The 16,172-nt window shown below is 72.3% G+C and carries 13 protein-coding genes and 1 pseudogene; 6 read left to right on the plus strand and 8 right to left on the minus strand.

All coding sequences use genetic code 11. From position 1 onward, the window contains the following. Positions 1 to 4: 4 nt before the first annotated feature. Together ACFZBD_RS15750 and ACFZBD_RS15755 are read right to left on the minus strand one after the other, a co-directional pair. Complete coding sequence (locus ACFZBD_RS15750; RefSeq protein WP_391140058.1) at positions 5 to 679, minus strand: hypothetical protein; 675 nt, start codon at positions 677 to 679, stop codon at positions 5 to 7. Positions 680 to 1,345: 666 nt separating this feature from the next. Next, the gene (locus ACFZBD_RS15755) at positions 1,346 to 2,974 is read right to left on the minus strand and encodes a protein kinase (RefSeq protein ID WP_391140059.1); all 1,629 of its coding nucleotides are present in this window, start codon (positions 2,972 to 2,974) and stop codon (positions 1,346 to 1,348) included. 277 nt (positions 2,975 to 3,251) lie between these two features. Here ACFZBD_RS15755 and ACFZBD_RS15760 point away from each other — a divergent pair, with 277 nt between their 5' ends. Beyond that, a complete protein-coding gene (locus tag ACFZBD_RS15760) occupies positions 3,252 to 4,910 on the plus strand; it encodes a protein kinase (RefSeq protein ID WP_391140060.1) in 1,659 nt (552 codons plus the stop codon). Between the two features lie 43 nt (positions 4,911 to 4,953). Here ACFZBD_RS15760 and ACFZBD_RS15765 read toward each other — a convergent pair whose 3' ends face one another. From ACFZBD_RS15765 to ACFZBD_RS15775, 3 genes and pseudogenes are all read right to left on the minus strand, one after another. After that, on the minus strand, positions 4,954 to 5,988 hold the full coding sequence (locus ACFZBD_RS15765; protein ID WP_391140061.1) for a phosphotransferase: 1,035 nt from the start codon (positions 5,986 to 5,988) through the stop codon (positions 4,954 to 4,956). Positions 5,989 to 6,132: 144 nt separating this feature from the next. Further along, a pseudogene (locus ACFZBD_RS15770) lies at positions 6,133 to 6,531 on the minus strand (pyridoxamine 5'-phosphate oxidase family protein); the annotation flags it as partial. 218 nt (positions 6,532 to 6,749) lie between these two features. After that, positions 6,750 to 7,409, minus strand: a complete 660-nt coding sequence (locus tag ACFZBD_RS15775) for a response regulator (RefSeq protein WP_391140062.1) — start codon at positions 7,407 to 7,409, stop codon at positions 6,750 to 6,752. Between the two features lie 358 nt (positions 7,410 to 7,767). Here ACFZBD_RS15775 and pdhA point away from each other — a divergent pair, with 358 nt between their 5' ends. The 3 genes from pdhA to ACFZBD_RS15790 are packed head-to-tail and all read left to right on the plus strand — an operon-like array spanning position 7,768 to position 11,370. Next, positions 7,768 to 8,934 carry a pyruvate dehydrogenase (acetyl-transferring) E1 component subunit alpha gene (pdhA, locus tag ACFZBD_RS15780; protein WP_391140063.1) on the plus strand — a complete coding sequence of 389 codons (1,167 nt, stop codon included), beginning with the start codon at positions 7,768 to 7,770 and terminating at the stop codon, positions 8,932 to 8,934. Positions 8,935 to 8,936: 2 nt separating this feature from the next. Next, a complete protein-coding gene (locus ACFZBD_RS15785) occupies positions 8,937 to 9,917 on the plus strand; it encodes a transketolase C-terminal domain-containing protein (RefSeq protein ID WP_391140064.1) in 981 nt (326 codons plus the stop codon). A 31-nt stretch (positions 9,918 to 9,948) separates the two neighbouring features. Further along, positions 9,949 to 11,370 carry a 2-oxo acid dehydrogenase subunit E2 gene (locus tag ACFZBD_RS15790; RefSeq protein WP_391140455.1) on the plus strand — a complete coding sequence of 474 codons (1,422 nt, stop codon included), beginning with the start codon at positions 9,949 to 9,951 and terminating at the stop codon, positions 11,368 to 11,370. 154 nt (positions 11,371 to 11,524) lie between these two features. Here the strand turns inward: ACFZBD_RS15790 and ACFZBD_RS15795 are convergent, their stop codons facing one another. From ACFZBD_RS15795 to ACFZBD_RS15805, 3 genes are all read right to left on the minus strand, one after another. Next, entirely contained in the window at positions 11,525 to 12,712 is a 1,188-nt protein-coding gene (locus tag ACFZBD_RS15795; RefSeq protein ID WP_391140065.1) for a hypothetical protein, read from the minus strand. Next, the gene (locus ACFZBD_RS15800; RefSeq protein WP_391140066.1) at positions 12,709 to 13,431 is read right to left on the minus strand and encodes a hypothetical protein; all 723 of its coding nucleotides are present in this window, start codon (positions 13,429 to 13,431) and stop codon (positions 12,709 to 12,711) included. Before ACFZBD_RS15800 ends, ACFZBD_RS15795 begins: the two co-directional genes overlap by 4 nt. 420 nt (positions 13,432 to 13,851) lie before the next feature. Continuing rightward, positions 13,852 to 14,094 carry a DUF6411 family protein gene (locus tag ACFZBD_RS15805; protein WP_391140067.1) on the minus strand — a complete coding sequence of 81 codons (243 nt, stop codon included), beginning with the start codon at positions 14,092 to 14,094 and terminating at the stop codon, positions 13,852 to 13,854. A gap of 115 nt (positions 14,095 to 14,209) precedes the next feature. Between ACFZBD_RS15805 and ACFZBD_RS15810 the strand changes: the two genes are divergently transcribed. Together ACFZBD_RS15810 and ACFZBD_RS15815 are read left to right on the plus strand one after the other, a co-directional pair. Next, complete coding sequence (locus tag ACFZBD_RS15810) at positions 14,210 to 14,851, plus strand: FCD domain-containing protein (RefSeq protein ID WP_391140068.1); 642 nt, start codon at positions 14,210 to 14,212, stop codon at positions 14,849 to 14,851. Beyond that, positions 14,848 to 16,161, plus strand: a complete 1,314-nt coding sequence (locus tag ACFZBD_RS15815; RefSeq protein WP_391140069.1) for an MFS transporter — start codon at positions 14,848 to 14,850, stop codon at positions 16,159 to 16,161. Before ACFZBD_RS15810 ends, ACFZBD_RS15815 begins: the two co-directional genes overlap by 4 nt. Positions 16,162 to 16,172: the final 11 nt, after the last annotated feature.

Raw genomic sequence — 16,172 nt, forward strand, 5'->3', positions numbered from 1 at the left:
AGGGTCAGCGGCGCCGCATCCGGATGCCGAGGAAGCCGATCCCGAGCCCCATCAGGGCGAGGCCGGCGCCCATGGTGAGGACGGGAATCTGCCGGTCAACGGTGGTGGAGGTGGTCTCCGCGCCCAGCCGCCGGGCCGCCGCGGGCAGGCTCTCCTCGGCGCCGGACGGGGGCGCCCCGTCCGTCGGAGGTACCCCTTCGCGGTCCTGCGCCTCGTCCTCCGTGAGCGGCGGGACCCCGTCGGCTGTTGCGGTTTTGGTACGGGAGGGGTCGGCGGACTCGCCGGGGGTCAGCGGCACCGGTACGGGGGAGGCGGCGGGGCGGCCGGGCCGTTCGCGCCCTTGTCCGGCCGGGCGGCCGGCGAGCGAGGCGGACCGGCTGGGGGCCTGGGGTTCGGAGGGTCCGGGCGTCGCGGCGGGCGGGGCGGGGGCTCCGGAAGCGCCGGGCGAGGTGGCGGCTCCCGCGGCGGGGCGGGAGGGGGCGGCCGTGCCGGCGGGTCTGGTGTGCCCCTTGCCGGGGCCTCTTCCGGGGGCACCCGGTCCCTTGCCGCCGTGCCCCTGTCCCGGGCCGGCGGCCGAGGAGGCGGTCGGAGCGGAGGGGGTGGAGGGGCGGGAGGACGAGGAGGGGGGTGCGGGGGTGGCCCGAGAGGGCTTCGAGACGGTGGAGGGGGTCAGGGGCACCGCCCTCGCACCGGGGGACGCCTGCCGCCCCGCGGAGGAAGTCGCCGCCTCACCCGCCGCTGGGCTCGCTGTCGGACCCATGCTCCCGCCCGGCGCCCGGCTCACGACCTCGCCTGCTGCCCGGCTCGCCGTCGAACCCATGGTCCCGCCCGGCGCCCGGCTCACGACCTCACCCGCCGCTGGGCTCGCTGTCGAACCCGCGACCCAACCTGGCGCCCGGCTCGCCGGCGGTCCCTCGGCCCCGCCCGCCGGTCGGCTCATCGACCCGCCCGCCGCCCAGGCGGTCGCGGTCTGGGCCGCGGAGGAGAGAGGCACGCCACCCACCATCAGCGAGCACACGAAGACCGGGCCGAGAGCCCGTCTCCGTGCCCCGCGGAGTACTGGAGTCACCGTGTGACCCCCTCCCGTACCGAGCCGCCGAGGATTCAACTCAGCGTCACATGACGGGACACATCCGGCATCCCGGGTGATGTCACCGGATGACGGGCGGGTGCGGCGGGCGGGGGAACGGCGGGCGAGGGAGCGGCCCCTCCGGGTCGCCTGCCCGGCCCGGGCGGCCCCGCACGAGACCAGGCCGGCTCTCGCGCACCCGGTCCGGCGCGGCGCCTCGTGGCGGCCTTCGCGCCCCGGCCGGGGTCGGCTGCCCCGAACCGGGTCGCTCCGCGCTTACTGCGGCGGGTTGCCGGTCGAGACCGACAGGGTGAAGTCGGCGCCTTCCTTCGTCTCGTCCACGCCCGCCGGCGGGTACTGCTCGAGGACGGTGCCCTCGCCGTAGGTGGCCTCGTCGACGGGCACCTGCTTGGTGATCTTCCAGCCGGCGGCCTGGATGCACGCCTTCACGGACTGGATGTTCTTGTAGGTGAGGTTCGGGATCTCGAACTTCGCCGGGTCGTCGCTCGACTCGGCCGGATCCGTGCACTTCTTCGGGTCGATCGTCTTCGTCAGGTCCGGGCCCTTGTGTCCGGGCGCCACCGACTGGGTGGGGTCGTTCTTCGCGTCGGTGTTCGGGTCGTCCTTGTTGAGGGAGACCGCCGTGATGACCCCGCCGATCGCGATCAGCGCCACGACGATGGCGCCGACGAGCAACGGCATGTTCCGGCCGGAGCCCCCGGACCCGCCCGAGCCGCCGGAGCCGCCCATCGGGGACGGCGAAGCGGCCGTCGAGTGCTGCGGCGACATGGTGTACGGGCCGGGGGCGGGCGTCTGGTACGCCGGGGCCTGCTGGGGGTAGCCGTACGAGGGGGCCGGTGTGGGAGCGCCGTACGGTCCGGGCTGCGGGGTCGGGGCCTGGTAGGGGTGCTGCACCCCGTGCGTGGACGGCGGCGGGGTCTGGCCGACGGGCGGGAAGACGGCCGAGCCGACGCCCGCGCCGCTGCTGACCGGTCCGCCCGCGACGATCGCCGGTGCGCCGGTCTGGCCGGCCGACAGCACCCGCAGGCATTCGTCCTGCATGGCGGCGGCGCTGGGGAAGCGCTCGTTCGGGTTCTTCTTCAGCGCGCGGGCGACGAGCGCGTCCATCGCCGGCGTCACCGAACGGTTGATGGAGGAGGGGGCGACCGGCTCCTCCTGGACGTGCGCGTACGCGATGGCGAGCGGCGAGTCGGCGTCGAAGGGAAGACGGCCGGTGAGCAGCTGGAAGAGCATGATGCCGACCGAGTACAGGTCGGAGCGCGCGTCCACGGCGCGGCCGAGGGCCTGTTCGGGGGAGAGGTACTGCGGGGTGCCGACGACCATGCCGGTCTGGGTCATGGAGGTGACGCCGGACTGCATGGCGCGGGCGATGCCGAAGTCCATGACCTTGACGACACCGCGCTTGGTCATCATCACGTTGCCGGGCTTGATGTCACGGTGGACCAGGCCCATTTCGTGGCTGGTCTCCAGCGCGGCCAGCACGTCGGCGGTCACCTTCAGCGCCTTGTCGGCCGGCATCGCGCCGTACTGCCGCACGTCGGAGGCGAGGGCGGAGCCGAGCGGCTGGCCCTCGACGTACTCCATGACGATGTACGGCATGACGGCGCCGTCGAGGGTGTCCTCGCCGGTGTCGAAGACGGAGACGATGTTGGTGTGCGACAGCTTCGCGACGGCCTGTGCCTCACGCCGGAAGCGCTCGCGGAACGACTGTTCCCGGCCGAGCTCCGTGTGCAGGGTCTTGATGGCGACCTGTCGGTCGAGCGCGCTGTCGTAGGCCAGGTAGACCGACGCCATGCCACCCTCGCCGAGCAGGTCGCGCAGCTGATAGCGGCCGTTCGCGACCGAACCGCCCGCATAGCGGCCCTGTGCGCCGTCGTGGCTCATTCGTGCTTCCCCCTACGCGCGCGTGGCGGCGCTCCACCGGATTTTCCTGGCCAAGTCTGCCCCAGGGCAACGACACGTCAAGCCGGGTGCCCGTTCCGTGACCCTCAGCACAAGAAGCGTCTCGGAAGCGTTACAGGAACCGCCTGGAATTTGCACAGGTGTACGCGGAAGGGGTTGGATGGCCGGTCCATCTCGGACCGTGCTGTCGGACGAAGCCTGTAGCGTGACGGGATAGACGTGACGGCAAGGCACGGCAGACATATGACGGCGAGGACTGATGGCACCCGAATCCGAAGCAGGTGGCGGCGGTGTGCCGGATGCCGGGGCGGAGTCCTGGGGAATCGGCGGCGTGGTCGGTGACGGGCGCTACCGCCTGACCCACCGTCTCGGGCGCGGTGGCATGGCCGAGGTGTTCGCCGCCGAGGACGTGCGCCTGGGCCGGACCGTGGCCGTGAAGCTGCTGCGCGCCGACCTCGCGGAGGACCCGGTCTCCAAGGCCCGGTTCACCCGTGAGGCGCAGTCGGTCGCCGGCCTCAACCACCACGCCATCGTGGCGGTCTACGACTCCGGCGAGGACGTCGTCGGCGCCCAGTCCGTCCCCTACATCGTGATGGAGCTGGTCGAGGGCCGCACCATCCGCGATCTGCTGATCAGCGCCGAGGCCCCGGGCCCCGAGCAGGCCCTCATCATCGTCTCGGGCGTCCTGGAGGCGCTCGCCTACTCCCACCAGCACGGCATCGTGCACCGGGACATCAAGCCCGCGAACGTCATCATCACGCACGGCGGCGCGGTCAAGGTCATGGACTTCGGCATCGCGCGCGCCCTGCACGGCGCGCAGTCGACGATGACGCAGACCGGCATGGTCATGGGCACGCCGCAGTACCTCTCCCCCGAGCAGGCCCTCGGCAAGGCCGTCGACCACCGTTCCGACCTGTACGCCACGGGCTGTCTGCTCTACGAACTGCTGGCGCTGCGCCCGCCCTTCACGGGTGAGACGCCCCTGTCGGTGGTGTACCAGCACGTCCAGGACATGCCGGTCCCGCCGTCCGACGTGGCGCAGGCGTCGCCGCCGGAGCTGGACGGTCTCGTCATGCGCTCGCTGGCGAAGGATCCGGACGACCGGTTCCAGAGCGCCGAGGAGATGCGTGGCCTGATCCAGTACGGCCTGCAGATGCTCCAGCAGCAGGGCGGCCACACGGGCACCTGGAACACCGGCCCGGTGGAGGTGCACGAGGGCGGCCACACGCCGGTCGGCGGGGTCACCGCGACGACCGCGCTCGGGCACCCGATGCACCACGAGACCTCGCAGGGTCCGATCCTGCCGCCGATGAACCCCGACGACGGCGGAGTCGGCGGGTACGACACCGGCCGCGGCGGGGCGTACGGCAACGGCCGTTCGGGCGGCCGCGGCAAGATGCTGCTGTTCGTCGCGCTGGCGCTGATCGCGATCGTCGCCGGTGTCGCCTACGCCGTGGACAAGGCGGGCGGGAACGGCGGCGGTACGACGAACAAGCCGTCGGTCAGCACCTCGCCCTCCACGACATCCGAGTCGCCGACCCCGTCGGAGGAGACGACTCCGGAGACGCAGGAGCCGGACACCTCCACGGGCGGCAACCAGAACACCTGGACGCCGTCGTACCGGCCGTCGTACCGGCCGACGACGCCGAGCACGCCGTCGGGCGATCCGTCGACCCCGTCGACGGACGGCGGCACGGACGACGGGGGCACGACCGAGGGCAACACCACCGAGGGCACCACGGAGGGCACCACGGAGGGCAACACGACCGAGGGCACGACCTCGGGCACCACCAACCAGGGCACGACGTCGGGCACCACCAACCAGGGGACGACGTCGGGCACCACCAACCAGGGGACCTCGACGGGCAGCTCGGTCGGCACCAGCGGTGAGCCCACCGGCGGCGGCACCACCCCCTGACCGGCCGTCACGGCGCCGGCGGCGGATCCGTCCCCGCCGGGCCTCATTCCGTGAACGCGTCGCGTACCGCCTCGTATTCGCGGGTCCACCACACCACCAGGGCCGACGCCGCGGGGAACTGCGGGTCGGCCCTTCGGTCGTGGAGCTGATAGCGCCAGCGCAGTATCCAGAAGTCGTTCAGCCGCTCCCACCACACGCGGTGCACGGCGGCCGCCAGTTCGGCCCCGTCCGCGCCCGCCGCGCGCCGGTAGGCCCGCGCGTACGCCCGTACCTTCCGCAGGGCCAGTTCGCCCGCCGGCCGTACGAAGAAGATGGCGGCGGCCCTGACCGCCTCCTCGGCCCTCGGCTGGACGCCGAGGCGGTCCCAGTCGACGATCGCGGCCGGCTCCGCGCCCCGGTAGAGCAGGTTCAGGGGGTGGAAGTCGCCGTGCACCCAGCCGGCCGCGGCGGCGGGCGGGGGGCGGCGGTGGGCGTGTTCGGCGAGCAGTAACCGTCGTTCCAGGAGGCGGTGTTCGGCGAGTTCGTCGAAGCCGTCGCGGGGGCGCCGGGCGCGGGCGAGGCGGAGCAGGTCGTCGATGATCCGGCCGGTGTCCTCGGGGCGGGCGCTCGCGTACGCCGCTCCCGCCGCGGGCTGTCCGCCGGGCGGCGGTGACCCCATCACCTGCTCCAGGCAGGTGTGGACGTGGCCGAGGAGGGTGCCCAGGCGTCGGGATCCGGCGGCGCAGAGCTGGGCGCCGTCGCGGTGGCGGCCGTCGACCCAGGGGTGGAGGGCGTAGCAGCGGCCGCCGATCACGGCGACGGTGCGGCCCGCGGAGTCGGCGAGCGGCGGGGCGACGGGCAGGCCGAGGGCGTGCAGGCGTTCGGTGGCCCGGTGCTGGCGGCTGATGGTGTCCCGGTCGGCGGTCGGGGCGTCCAGGTGCTGCTTGAGGAAGTAGGCGCCCCGCGTGGTGGCGAGGCGGTAGCCGCGGTTGAGGAGGCCCTGGGTGACGGGTACGCAGGAGAGCGGCTCGCCGGCGTGGCGGTAGCGGCGCATCAGGGCGCCGAGAGGCGGAGCGAGCGTTTCAGATGAGCGCGGCACTCACCAGATGGTAGATCACGCTACGTGGTGGATCCGTCGCGGGCCGTCGTGGAGGCCGGTGGGCTCGGGGCGGGGCGCGCGAGGGCGGCCGCCGGGGCGCTCGGAGTGCTCGGGGCGCGCGGGGGCGGCGGACCGGGGTGCGTGGTCGAGGGTGTGCACGGTGACGAAGTGGGGCTCGAGGCTCATGTAGACCGCTTCGAAGGGCGTTCCGTCCACGGAGCGGGGGGCGGGGCCGAAGGCGGCCGCCTGGTCGTCGGTGGGCTCGAAGATCCGGGCGGTGCCGGTGAACTGCACGGACCAGAGGCGGTCGGAGCCGGAGGTGAGGTCGTCCGCGCCGGTGAGGTTGTCCGCGCCGTAGGCGACGACGCTGCCGTTGCAGGCCCGGTGGTAGCCGAGCCCGCGGTGCATCCGGAGCAGCACCCGGCCGTCGGCCACGATGTGCCGGGCCGGGGCGACGAAGGGCATGGCCCGCATGCTCGTCGCCACCCGCCCGTACGACACGCGGTGCAGCAGCTCGATGGCGCGGATCTCCTCGGTGGACATGGCCTCCACTCTCCGTCACCGGGCGGGGTGCGGAAAGGGGCCACGGCCCCGCCGGGCCCGGGACGTAAGTCCCGAACCGGGGGCGCGGAGCGGCTCGGGGCGTGCGCCGGGCGTGCGCACCGGATCTCGTCCGGTCACGCACGGAGCGGGGCCCTCGCGGGTCGGGCCCTGGCGGGCGGGCCCTGGCGGGCGGGCCCTCGCGGGTCGGGCCCGGTCGGTCAGTGGCGTTCGGCCTGCATCCGGGCCACGTACGCGGCGGCCTGGGAGCGGCGTTCCATGCCCAGCTTGGACAGCAGGCTGGAGACGTAGTTCTTGATGGTCTTCTCGGCGAGGTGCAGCCGCTCGCCGATGGCCCGGTTGGTCAGGCCCTCCCCGATCAGGTCCAGGATCCGGCGTTCCTGTTCCGTCAGATGGGCGAGCCGGTCGTCACCCTTCGGGTTGTTCCCGTCGCGCAGCCGCTCCAGGACGCGCGCGGTCGCCACCGGGTCGAGGAGGGACTTGCCGGCCGCCACGTCCCGTACCGCCGAAAGGAGCTCGTTCCCCCGGATGGCCTTGAGGACATACCCCGAGGCCCCGGCCATGATCGCGTCGAAGAGCGCTTCGTCGTCGGCGTACGAGGTGAGCATCAGGCACTTGATGGCGTCGTCTCCCGAGCGGACCTCGCGGCACACCTCGACGCCGCTGCCGTCCGGCAGTCGCACGTCGAGCACGGCCACGTCGGGACGGGTCGCGGGGATCCTGACCAGCGCGTCCGCGGCCGTACCGGCCTCTCCGACCACCTCGATGTCGTCCTCCACGGAGAGCAGCTCGTGGACGCCGCGCCGGACGACTTCGTGGTCGTCCAACAGAAATACCCGGATTTTTCCATCTTCGCGCACGGGGCCAGTCTCACATATTGGCTCTTCCCGTGCCCGGGGGTGCCGGGATACCGTGCCCGTGTTCCGGCGGCCGCACGGCCGTTGCACCGCGCTGACCAGCTCTGTTCCCGTCATTCTCGATTTACTTGGAAATCCAAGCAAAATCGCAGGTCAAACGGGGTTTCGCAGGAATGCGGCGCACTGGGTAACGTGCCTATGACAGGGCGCTCGCCGGGGCACCTGTCACGCCTGTCCCCGGCTGCGTCGCACCCACCCCGTGCGCGGGTCGGAAAAGGCGGAGCCTCCCCTTACCTCCGGTAGGGGGGACCCCAGGCCCACCCGGCGAACCCGGTGGCCGGACCGACGGAGGAGCACGCACGTGACCGTGGACAGCACTGCCGCGCGCAAGACGACGCGACGCAGCAGCGGCACCAAGCGCACTGCCAGCGCGAGCGTCAAGAAGGGGCAGGGCGCCGAGCCCGAGCTCGTTCAGCTGCTGACGCCCGAAGGGGAACGCGTCCAGCACCCCGACTACGACATCGACCTCAGCGCCGACGAGCTGCGCGGCCTCTACCGCGACATGGTCCTCACCCGTCGTTTCGACGCCGAGGCCACGGCCCTGCAGCGCCAGGGCGAGCTGGGCCTGTGGGCGTCGCTGCTCGGCCAGGAGGCCGCGCAGATCGGCTCCGGCCGGGCGCTGCGCGACGACGACTACGTCTTCCCGACCTACCGTGAGCACGGTGTCGCCTGGTGCCGCGGTGTCGACCCGACCAATCTGCTGGGCATGTTCCGCGGTGTGAACCACGGCGGCTGGGATCCCAACACCAACAATTTCCACCTGTACACGATCGTCCTCGGCTCGCAGACCCTGCACGCCACCGGCTACGCCATGGGCATCGCCAAGGACGGCGCGGACTCCGCCGTGATCGCGTACTTCGGTGACGGCGCCTCCAGCCAGGGCGACGTCAACGAGTCGTTCGTGTTCTCCGCGGTCTACAACGCCCCGGTCGTGTTCTTCTGCCAGAACAACCAGTGGGCCATCTCCGAGCCCATCGAGAAGCAGACCCGCGTCCCGCTGTACCAGCGCGCCCGCGGCTTCGGCTTCCCCGGCGTCCGCGTCGACGGCAACGACGTCCTGGCCTGCCTCGCCGTCACCCGCTCGGCCCTGGAGCGCGCCCGCCGCGGCGAGGGTCCGACGCTGATCGAGGCGTTCACCTACCGCATGGCCGCCCACACCACCTCCGACGACCCGACCCGCTACCGCCGCGACACGGAGCGCGAGGCGTGGGAGGCCAAGGACCCGATCCTGCGCCTCAAGGCCTACCTGGAGAACGAGGGCCACGCCGACGCGGCCTTCTTCGAGGAGCTGGAGAAGGAGAGCGAGACGCTCGGCAAGCGCGTCCGCGAGGTCGTCCGCGCCATGCCCGTCCCCGAGCACATGGCGATGTTCGACAACGTCTACGCGGACGGGCACGCGCTCGTCGACGAGGAGCGCGCGCAGTTCGCCGCCTACCAGGCGTCCTTCGCGAACGGAGAGGCCGAGTAATCATGGCTGTTCAGAAGCTTCCCCTCGCGAAGGCGCTCAACGAGTCCCTGCGCACGGCCCTGGAGAACGACCCCAAGGTCGTCGTCATGGGCCTGGACGTCGGCAAGCTCGGCGGTGTCTTCCGGGTCACCGACGGCCTGCAGAAGGACTTCGGCGAGGACCGGGTCGTCGACACCCCGCTCGCCGAGTCCGGCATCGTGGGCACCGCGATCGGCCTCGCCCTGCGCGGCTACCGGCCGGTCGTGGAGATCCAGTTCGACGGCTTCGTCTTCCCGGCGTACGACCAGATCGTCACGCAGCTCGCGAAGATGCGGGCCCGTTCGCTCGGCGCGGTGAAGGTACCGGTCGTCATCCGCATCCCGTACGGCGGTGGCATCGGTGCCGTCGAGCACCACTCCGAGTCCCCCGAGTCGCTCTTCGCGCACGTCGCGGGCCTCAAGGTCGTCACCCCCGCGACGCCCTCCGACGCCTACTGGATGCTCCAGCAGGCGATCCAGAGCGACGACCCGGTCATCTTCTTCGAGCCCAAGCGCCGCTACTGGGACAAGGGCGAGGTCGACACCGACGCCATCCCCGGCGAGCTGCACAAGGCCCGGGTCGCCCGCGAGGGCACGGACCTCACCCTCGTCGCCTACGGCCCGATGGTGAAGACCTGTCTGGAGGCGGCCGCGGCCGCCTCCGAAGAGGGAAGGTCGATCGAGGTCGTGGACCTGCGCTCGATCTCCCCGATCGACTTCGACACCGTCCAGGCCTCGGTCGAGAAGACCCGCCGCCTGGTCGTCGTCCACGAGGCGCCGGTCTTCTTCGGATCCGGCGCGGAGATCGCCGCCCGGATCACCGAGCGCTGCTTCTACCACCTGGAAGCCCCCGTCCTGCGGGTCGGCGGCTACCACGCGCCGTATCCGGCGGCGCGCCTGGAGGAGGAGTACCTGCCGGGCCTGGACCGCGTGCTCGACGCCGTCGACCGCTCGCTGGCGTACTGAGGAGAGCACCGTGACGATCCGCGAATTCAAGATGCCCGACGTGGGCGAGGGCCTCACCGAGGCCGAGATCCTCAAGTGGTACGTCCAGCCGGGTGACACGGTCACCGACGGGCAGGTCGTCTGCGAGGTCGAGACGGCGAAGGCGGCGGTCGAACTGCCGTCCCCCTTCGACGGCGTGGTGCACGAGCTGCGCTTCCCCGAGGGGACGACGGTCGACGTCGGCGAGGTGATCATCTCGGTGAACGTCGGCGGCGCGGCCCCGGAGGCCGAAGCGCCGGCCCAGGCGCCGGTCGAGACGCCTGCCGCGGCGGTCCCGGCCGCCGTGGAGGAGGCCGCCGAGCCGGAGGGGCGCCAGCCGGTCCTCGTCGGCTATGGCGTCGCCGCGACCTCCACCAAGCGCCGGGCCCGCAAGGCCGCCCCGGCGTCCGCGGCCCAGGCCGCCGTTCAGACGACGGCCGCGCCGGTCTCCGCCGCACCCGTCTCCGTGCCGGAACAGCTCAACGGGCACGGCCCGGTGGCCGGCCGCCCGCTGGCCAAGCCGCCGGTGCGCAAGCTGGCCAAGGACCTCGGGGTGGACCTGGCGACCGTCACGCCCACCGGGCCGGACGGGATCATCACCCGCGAGGACGTCCACGCGGCGGCCGCCCCTGCACCCGCCGAGGCCCCGGCACCGGTGGCCGCGCCCGCGGCCACCCCGGCACCCGCCGCCTCCGCCGCCCCGGCCGCGTCCGCGCCGGCCGTGTCGACGGACGGGCGGGAGACCCGTATCCCCATCAAGGGGGTGCGCAAGGCCACGGCGGCCGCGATGGTCGGCTCGGCCTTCACCGCGCCGCACGTCACCGAGTTCGTGACCTTCGACATCACGCGCACGATGAAGCTGGTCGAGGAGCTCAAGTCCGACAAGGACATGGCGGGCCTGCGGGTCAACCCGCTCCTCCTCATCGCCAAGGCCGTCCTGGTCGCCGCCAAGCGCAACCCGGAGATCAACGCGGCCTGGGACGAGGCGAACCAGGAGATCGTGCTCAAGCACTACGTCAACCTGGGCATCGCCGCGGCCACCCCGCGCGGTCTGATCGTGCCGAACATCAAGGACGCGCACGCCCAGACCCTGCCGGAGCTGTCCCGCTCCCTGAGCGAGCTGGTCGCCACCGCCCGCGACGGGAAGACGACTCCCGGGGCGATGCAGGGCGGCACCTTCACCATCACCAACGTCGGCGTCTTCGGCGTCGACACCGGCACGCCCATCCTGAACCCGGGCGAGTCCGCGATCCTCGCGGTCGGAGCGATCAAGCTTCAGCCCTGGGTCCACAAGGGCAAGGTGAAGCCGCGTCAGGTCACCACGCTGGCGCTCTCCTTCGACCACCGCCTGGTCGACGGCGAGCTGGGCTCCAAGTTCCTCGCGGACGTCGCCGCGATCCTGGAGCAGCCGAAGCGGCTGATCACCTGGGCGTGATACGCCCGTACGTCTGAGTTCCGCTGTTTCACGTGAAACGCCCGACCGGTGCCACTGGCACCGGCCGGGCGTTCCCGCGTCCTCGGCTCTTCCGCCTCCGTCGGAATGTCCTCCTGCCGGCGTGGTGGCTGAGCGGTAAGGGGCGCTCTTCTCCTCACACCGGCGCGACGCGGCGCCTCCTGATCCGACCGGCCACCGTCGAGCACAGCGCCAGCGCACCCCCTACCAAGGGAGCGGCGAGCAGGGTATGGGGCAAGGACCCCGGTGGCAGGAGCAGCTCGTGGACGTCGCCAAGCGTCACGGGCAGCCCCTCGCCCGCCCGCAGCCCGACCTCCGCCGTGGCGGCGTAGGCGAAGGCCCCCACCACGTAGGCGATCCAACCGGTCAACAGAGTCGCCGCCGGACCGTTGCGGACGCTCTCGAACGAGCGCAGGAAGAAGACGGACGAGGCGAACGTGAGAAGGAAGCACTGCACGGCGTAGAGCCGGATGTACGAGAAGAGGACCGGCGACACCCTCGGAAGGCTGTTGTCCGGAAGCCTCGGGAGCGCCGACCCGGCAAGGCCGTCCGCGCACGATCTTCCCGCGCCGGGAGGGCACAGCAGGCCGGTGGACACCGAGAGCAGTCGCCGCGCGGTCTCGGACGACAGCAGGAAGAGCAGCACAACAGCCCCGCAGGCCATCGCCGCGCTGAGCCCTATCCTCCGCCAAACCGTGGGGAGCGGCCCTCGCAGCAGCCGCAGCAGAACCGTCACCGGATGACCGGAACCCATGTCCGACAGGCCGTTCGTCTCCGGCTTCCAGGCCAGATAGGCAGCCGCACTGCCGGACGCCCCCAGAAGCATGGCGTGGGCCGATCCCCGCTGGGCGTCCCACAGCAGTTCCACCAGCCTCTCGTGCCGCAGCGCCGGCTGTGCCAGCAGATCCGGCAGACCCAGAGCGTAAAGCGTCACCATGTTCGCGAACGGGGCGAGCACGGTCAGGGCCGCGCAGAACAACACCGCTCGTGCGGGCGGCCGAGCGGCCCGCACAGTCAGCCACCGGGCGCCCCACACCAGCGCGCCCGCGAACACGAGCGCCCACAGCGCCTCATGCAGGACGGCTTCCCAGCCTGTCCGCCCTCCGTGCAGCATCGTCGGGGAGACGGTCAGCGAGCGGAACCTGGCTCCCGCGTCCCAGTTTCCGTCCCACTCCATGCGCCCGGCCCGGTCCGCCCAGTCGATCTGCGCCGGCAGCGCGCTCAGACCCGCGGCCAGCAGCACCCCGTACAGTCCCGCACGTACGAACCGGCCCCGCCGAGCCGGCAGCCACGACAGGATGCCCGCGCGCGCGGGCGCACTCATCGGACCACCGCGGACACCCGCAGCGGGCGCCCCTCATCGTCGATCCGCTGGGTGTGCTCCCTCTCGCCGTCCCACCACGTGATGGTGGCGACCCAGCTCGTGTCATGGCGAGCGGTACGTCCGGTCAGGAAGAAGGCGTAAATGCTGTCTCGGGTGACCTGACGTGGCAGCGTGACGGGGTCACCCAGAAGCGCCGCCGCCTCACGCGCCGCCTTTTGCTGCGGGCTGCGCTGGAGGTAGGAGACCGGCACCGGCTGGTTCAGGGGGAGCCCGTCGAGATCGACCACCAGATACTCCGGAGCGTCCTCGGCCCCGCAGCCACCGCCCTGGGTGGCCACACCGCGCACGGGCGCCCCCCGACCGGTCACGGTGATGGAGATGTCCCGGATCGCCACCGCCTCGGCGATGGCGCCGCGGACGGTCACCCCGGCCACGACGGCATCGGCGTGGACGATGCGGCCCTCCTTCTGCCAACGGGCGAACTGACCCTCGGAGGAGGCCCAGAGCTTCGGCTTGATGAACTCGTTGCCCGGCGTGAGGATCCAGCCCGCCTCGCAGGGGTTCCTCTCCACGTCGGTCAGCAGGACGAGGGTCTGCTCCGGGAAGACCTTGCCGTACAAGGACTGCGCGAGGGGCGCGAGGAACGTCAGCGCGCCGATCACCAGGGCGTACAGGGCCAGCCGGTCCGTGAGACTCGCCCGCGCGTGCCGGGTCCGCACCGCGCGCAGTGCGCGCCGGACCGCGGAGACGCGTGCGGGGTCGGGAGAAGGGCTCGGGCCGTTCGTGGTCGCGCCGTTCGTGCTCGCGGGCTCATCGCTTGTGCTTGCACCGCTTGTGCTTGCACCGCTTGTGTTCGGACCGCTTGTGCTCGTGTCCGCGGTCGCACCGTTCGTGCTCGCGGGCCCGCCATTCACGCTCGTGCCCGCGATCGCGCCGCCCGTGCTCGTGGTCGTACCGTCCGCGCTTCCGCCCGCACCCGTGTCCGGTGCGGGCGGTTGACCGTCGCCCATGCCCCCGTGCCCCTCCCGCCGGCGGGCGGCTTCGCGCCCGCCCGCCCAGCAGCATAGAGGGGCCTAACGACCCAGTGGCCGACGGGCGGAGCGGGCGAGCGAGGTGGAACCGCATCGGGCCCCCGCGGCTCAGAACGGCATCTTGCCCCGCGCCTTGCGGCCCGCGGAGCCGCTCTTGCCGACCGCCTTCTGGCTGCTGTTGAAGGGCTTGCTGAACAGACGGCCCAGGACGCCGGGCGCCTTGCCGCCCGCGCGGGAGCCGAGGCCGAGGGTGCGCTGGGTGCCGCGCTGAGGGTGGTGGGAGAGCCGGGGCAGGAGGAACGCCAGTACGGCGAGGACGACGCACACGGCCACTATGCCGACGATGAGCACGGGAAATCTCCTTCTCTGCGGGTACCCCGTTCGCGTGCCCGGCCTCGCACCGCCCATGCGTCCGCATCGCGGACGGACCTGCCTGTTGCACCCCTGTTGTATCTATGCTGTGCGCATGCCTTCCGCGCCGCCCGCAGCCGACCGCGTCTACACGCACGTCAAGCAGGCCGTCCTCGACCGCCGTTACGAGGGCGGGACCCTGCTCACCGAGGGCGAGCTCGCCCAGGCCGTCGGGGTCTCCCGGACCCCCGTGCGGGAGGCGCTGCTGAAGCTGGAGATGGAAGGGCTGCTCAAGCTCTATCCGAAGAAGGGCGCCCTCGTCCTCGCCGTCTCCGCGCAGGAGATCGCCGACGTGGTCGAGACCCGGCTGCTCGTCGAGGAGTTCGCCGTGCGCCGGGCCGTTCCCGCCTCCGCCACGCTCATCACCCGCCTCGAAGAGCTCCTGGAGGAGCAGAAGCGCCGCGCCGAGTCCGGCGACCTCGCCGAGGTCGCCGTCACCGACCGCTGCTTCCACGCCGAGATCGTGCAGTACGCCGGCAACCAGATCCTCGCCCGCCTCTACGACCAGATGCGGGACCGGCAGCTGCGGATGGGCGTCGCCGTGATGCAGTCCCACCCGGACCGCGTCGCCAAGAACATCGCCGAGCACGCCGAGATCCTGGAACGGATACGGGAGGGCGACGTCGAAGGCGCCGCCGCCTGCGTCCGGGAGCACCTGAGCTGGGTCAAGGTCCTGGTCCGGGGTGACGCCCGGTGAGCCGCGACGGACACGGGCCCGCCGGCACCCTCCCCGGCGACCCGCCCGGCGGCCGCCGCGCCGCCCTCGTCTGGGGCGTCGGCGTCGCCGTCTACTTCGTCGCCGTCATCTTCCGCACGTCCCTGGGCGTCGCCGGCCTCGACGCCGCCGACCGCTTCGACGTCAACGCCTCCGCCCTCTCCACCTTCTCCATCCTCCAGCTCCTCGTCTACGCCGGAATGCAGATACCCGTCGGCCTGATGGTCGACCGGCTCGGCACCAAGAAGGTGCTGACCCTCGGGGTCGTCCTCTTCACGGTCGGGCAGCTGGGCTTCGCGCTCTCCCCCTCGTACGGCATGGCGCTCGCCTCCCGCGCGCTGCTCGGCTGCGGCGACGCGATGACCTTCATCAGCGTGCTGCGGCTCGGCAGCCGCTGGTTCCCGGCCCGCCGCGGGCCGCTGATCGGCCAGGTCGCCGCCCTGTTCGGCATGGCCGGCAACCTCGTCTCGACCATCGTCATCGCGCGGGCGCTGCACGGCATGGGCTGGACGGCCACCTTCGTCGGCAGCTCCGTCGCGGGCGTCGTGGTGCTGGTCCTGCTGCTGCTCTTCCTCAAGGACCACCCGGAGGGATACGCGCCCGCCCCGGTCCGGCACGCCGGATCCGCTTTCGTCCGCCGGCAGATCGCCGAGTCCTGGCGCGAGCCCGGCACCCGGCTCGGCATGTGGGTGCACTTCACCACCCAGTTCCCCGCCATGGTGTTCCTGCTGCTGTGGGGCATGCCGTTCCTGGTCGAGGCCCAGGGGCTCTCCCGCGGGGTCGCCGGCGAGCTGCTGACCCTGGTGGTGCTCTCCAACATGGCCGTCGGGCTCGCCTACGGCCAGATCATCGCCCGGCACCACGCGGCGCGCGCCCCGCTGGCCCTCGGCACGGTCGCGGCGACCGCGCTGCTCTGGGGGACGACCCTCGCCTATCCCGGCGACCACGCGCCGATGTGGCTGCTGATCACCCTCTGCACGGTCCTCGGCGCCTGCGGACCCGCCTCGATGATCGGCTTCGACTTCGCCCGCCCGGCGAACCCGCCGGAGCGTCAGGGCACCGCCTCGGGAATCGTCAACATGGGTGGTTTCGTGGCGTCGATGACGACCCTGCTCGCCGTCGGCGTCCTCCTCGACGCCACCGGCGACAACTACCGGATCGCCTTCTCCTCCGTCTTCGTCCTCGAGGCGCTGGGCCTCGCGCAGATCCTGCGCCTGAAGGCGCGCACCGCGAAGCGGGAACGGGAGCGGCTGGTCGCCAGCCGGGTGGAGGCCGTGCACGTGCCGGTGTGAGCCGGCACCGA

It is taken from the genome of Streptomyces sp. NPDC008121, assembly GCF_042957155.1.
Taxonomy (GTDB): Bacteria; Actinomycetota; Actinomycetes; order Streptomycetales; family Streptomycetaceae; genus Streptomyces.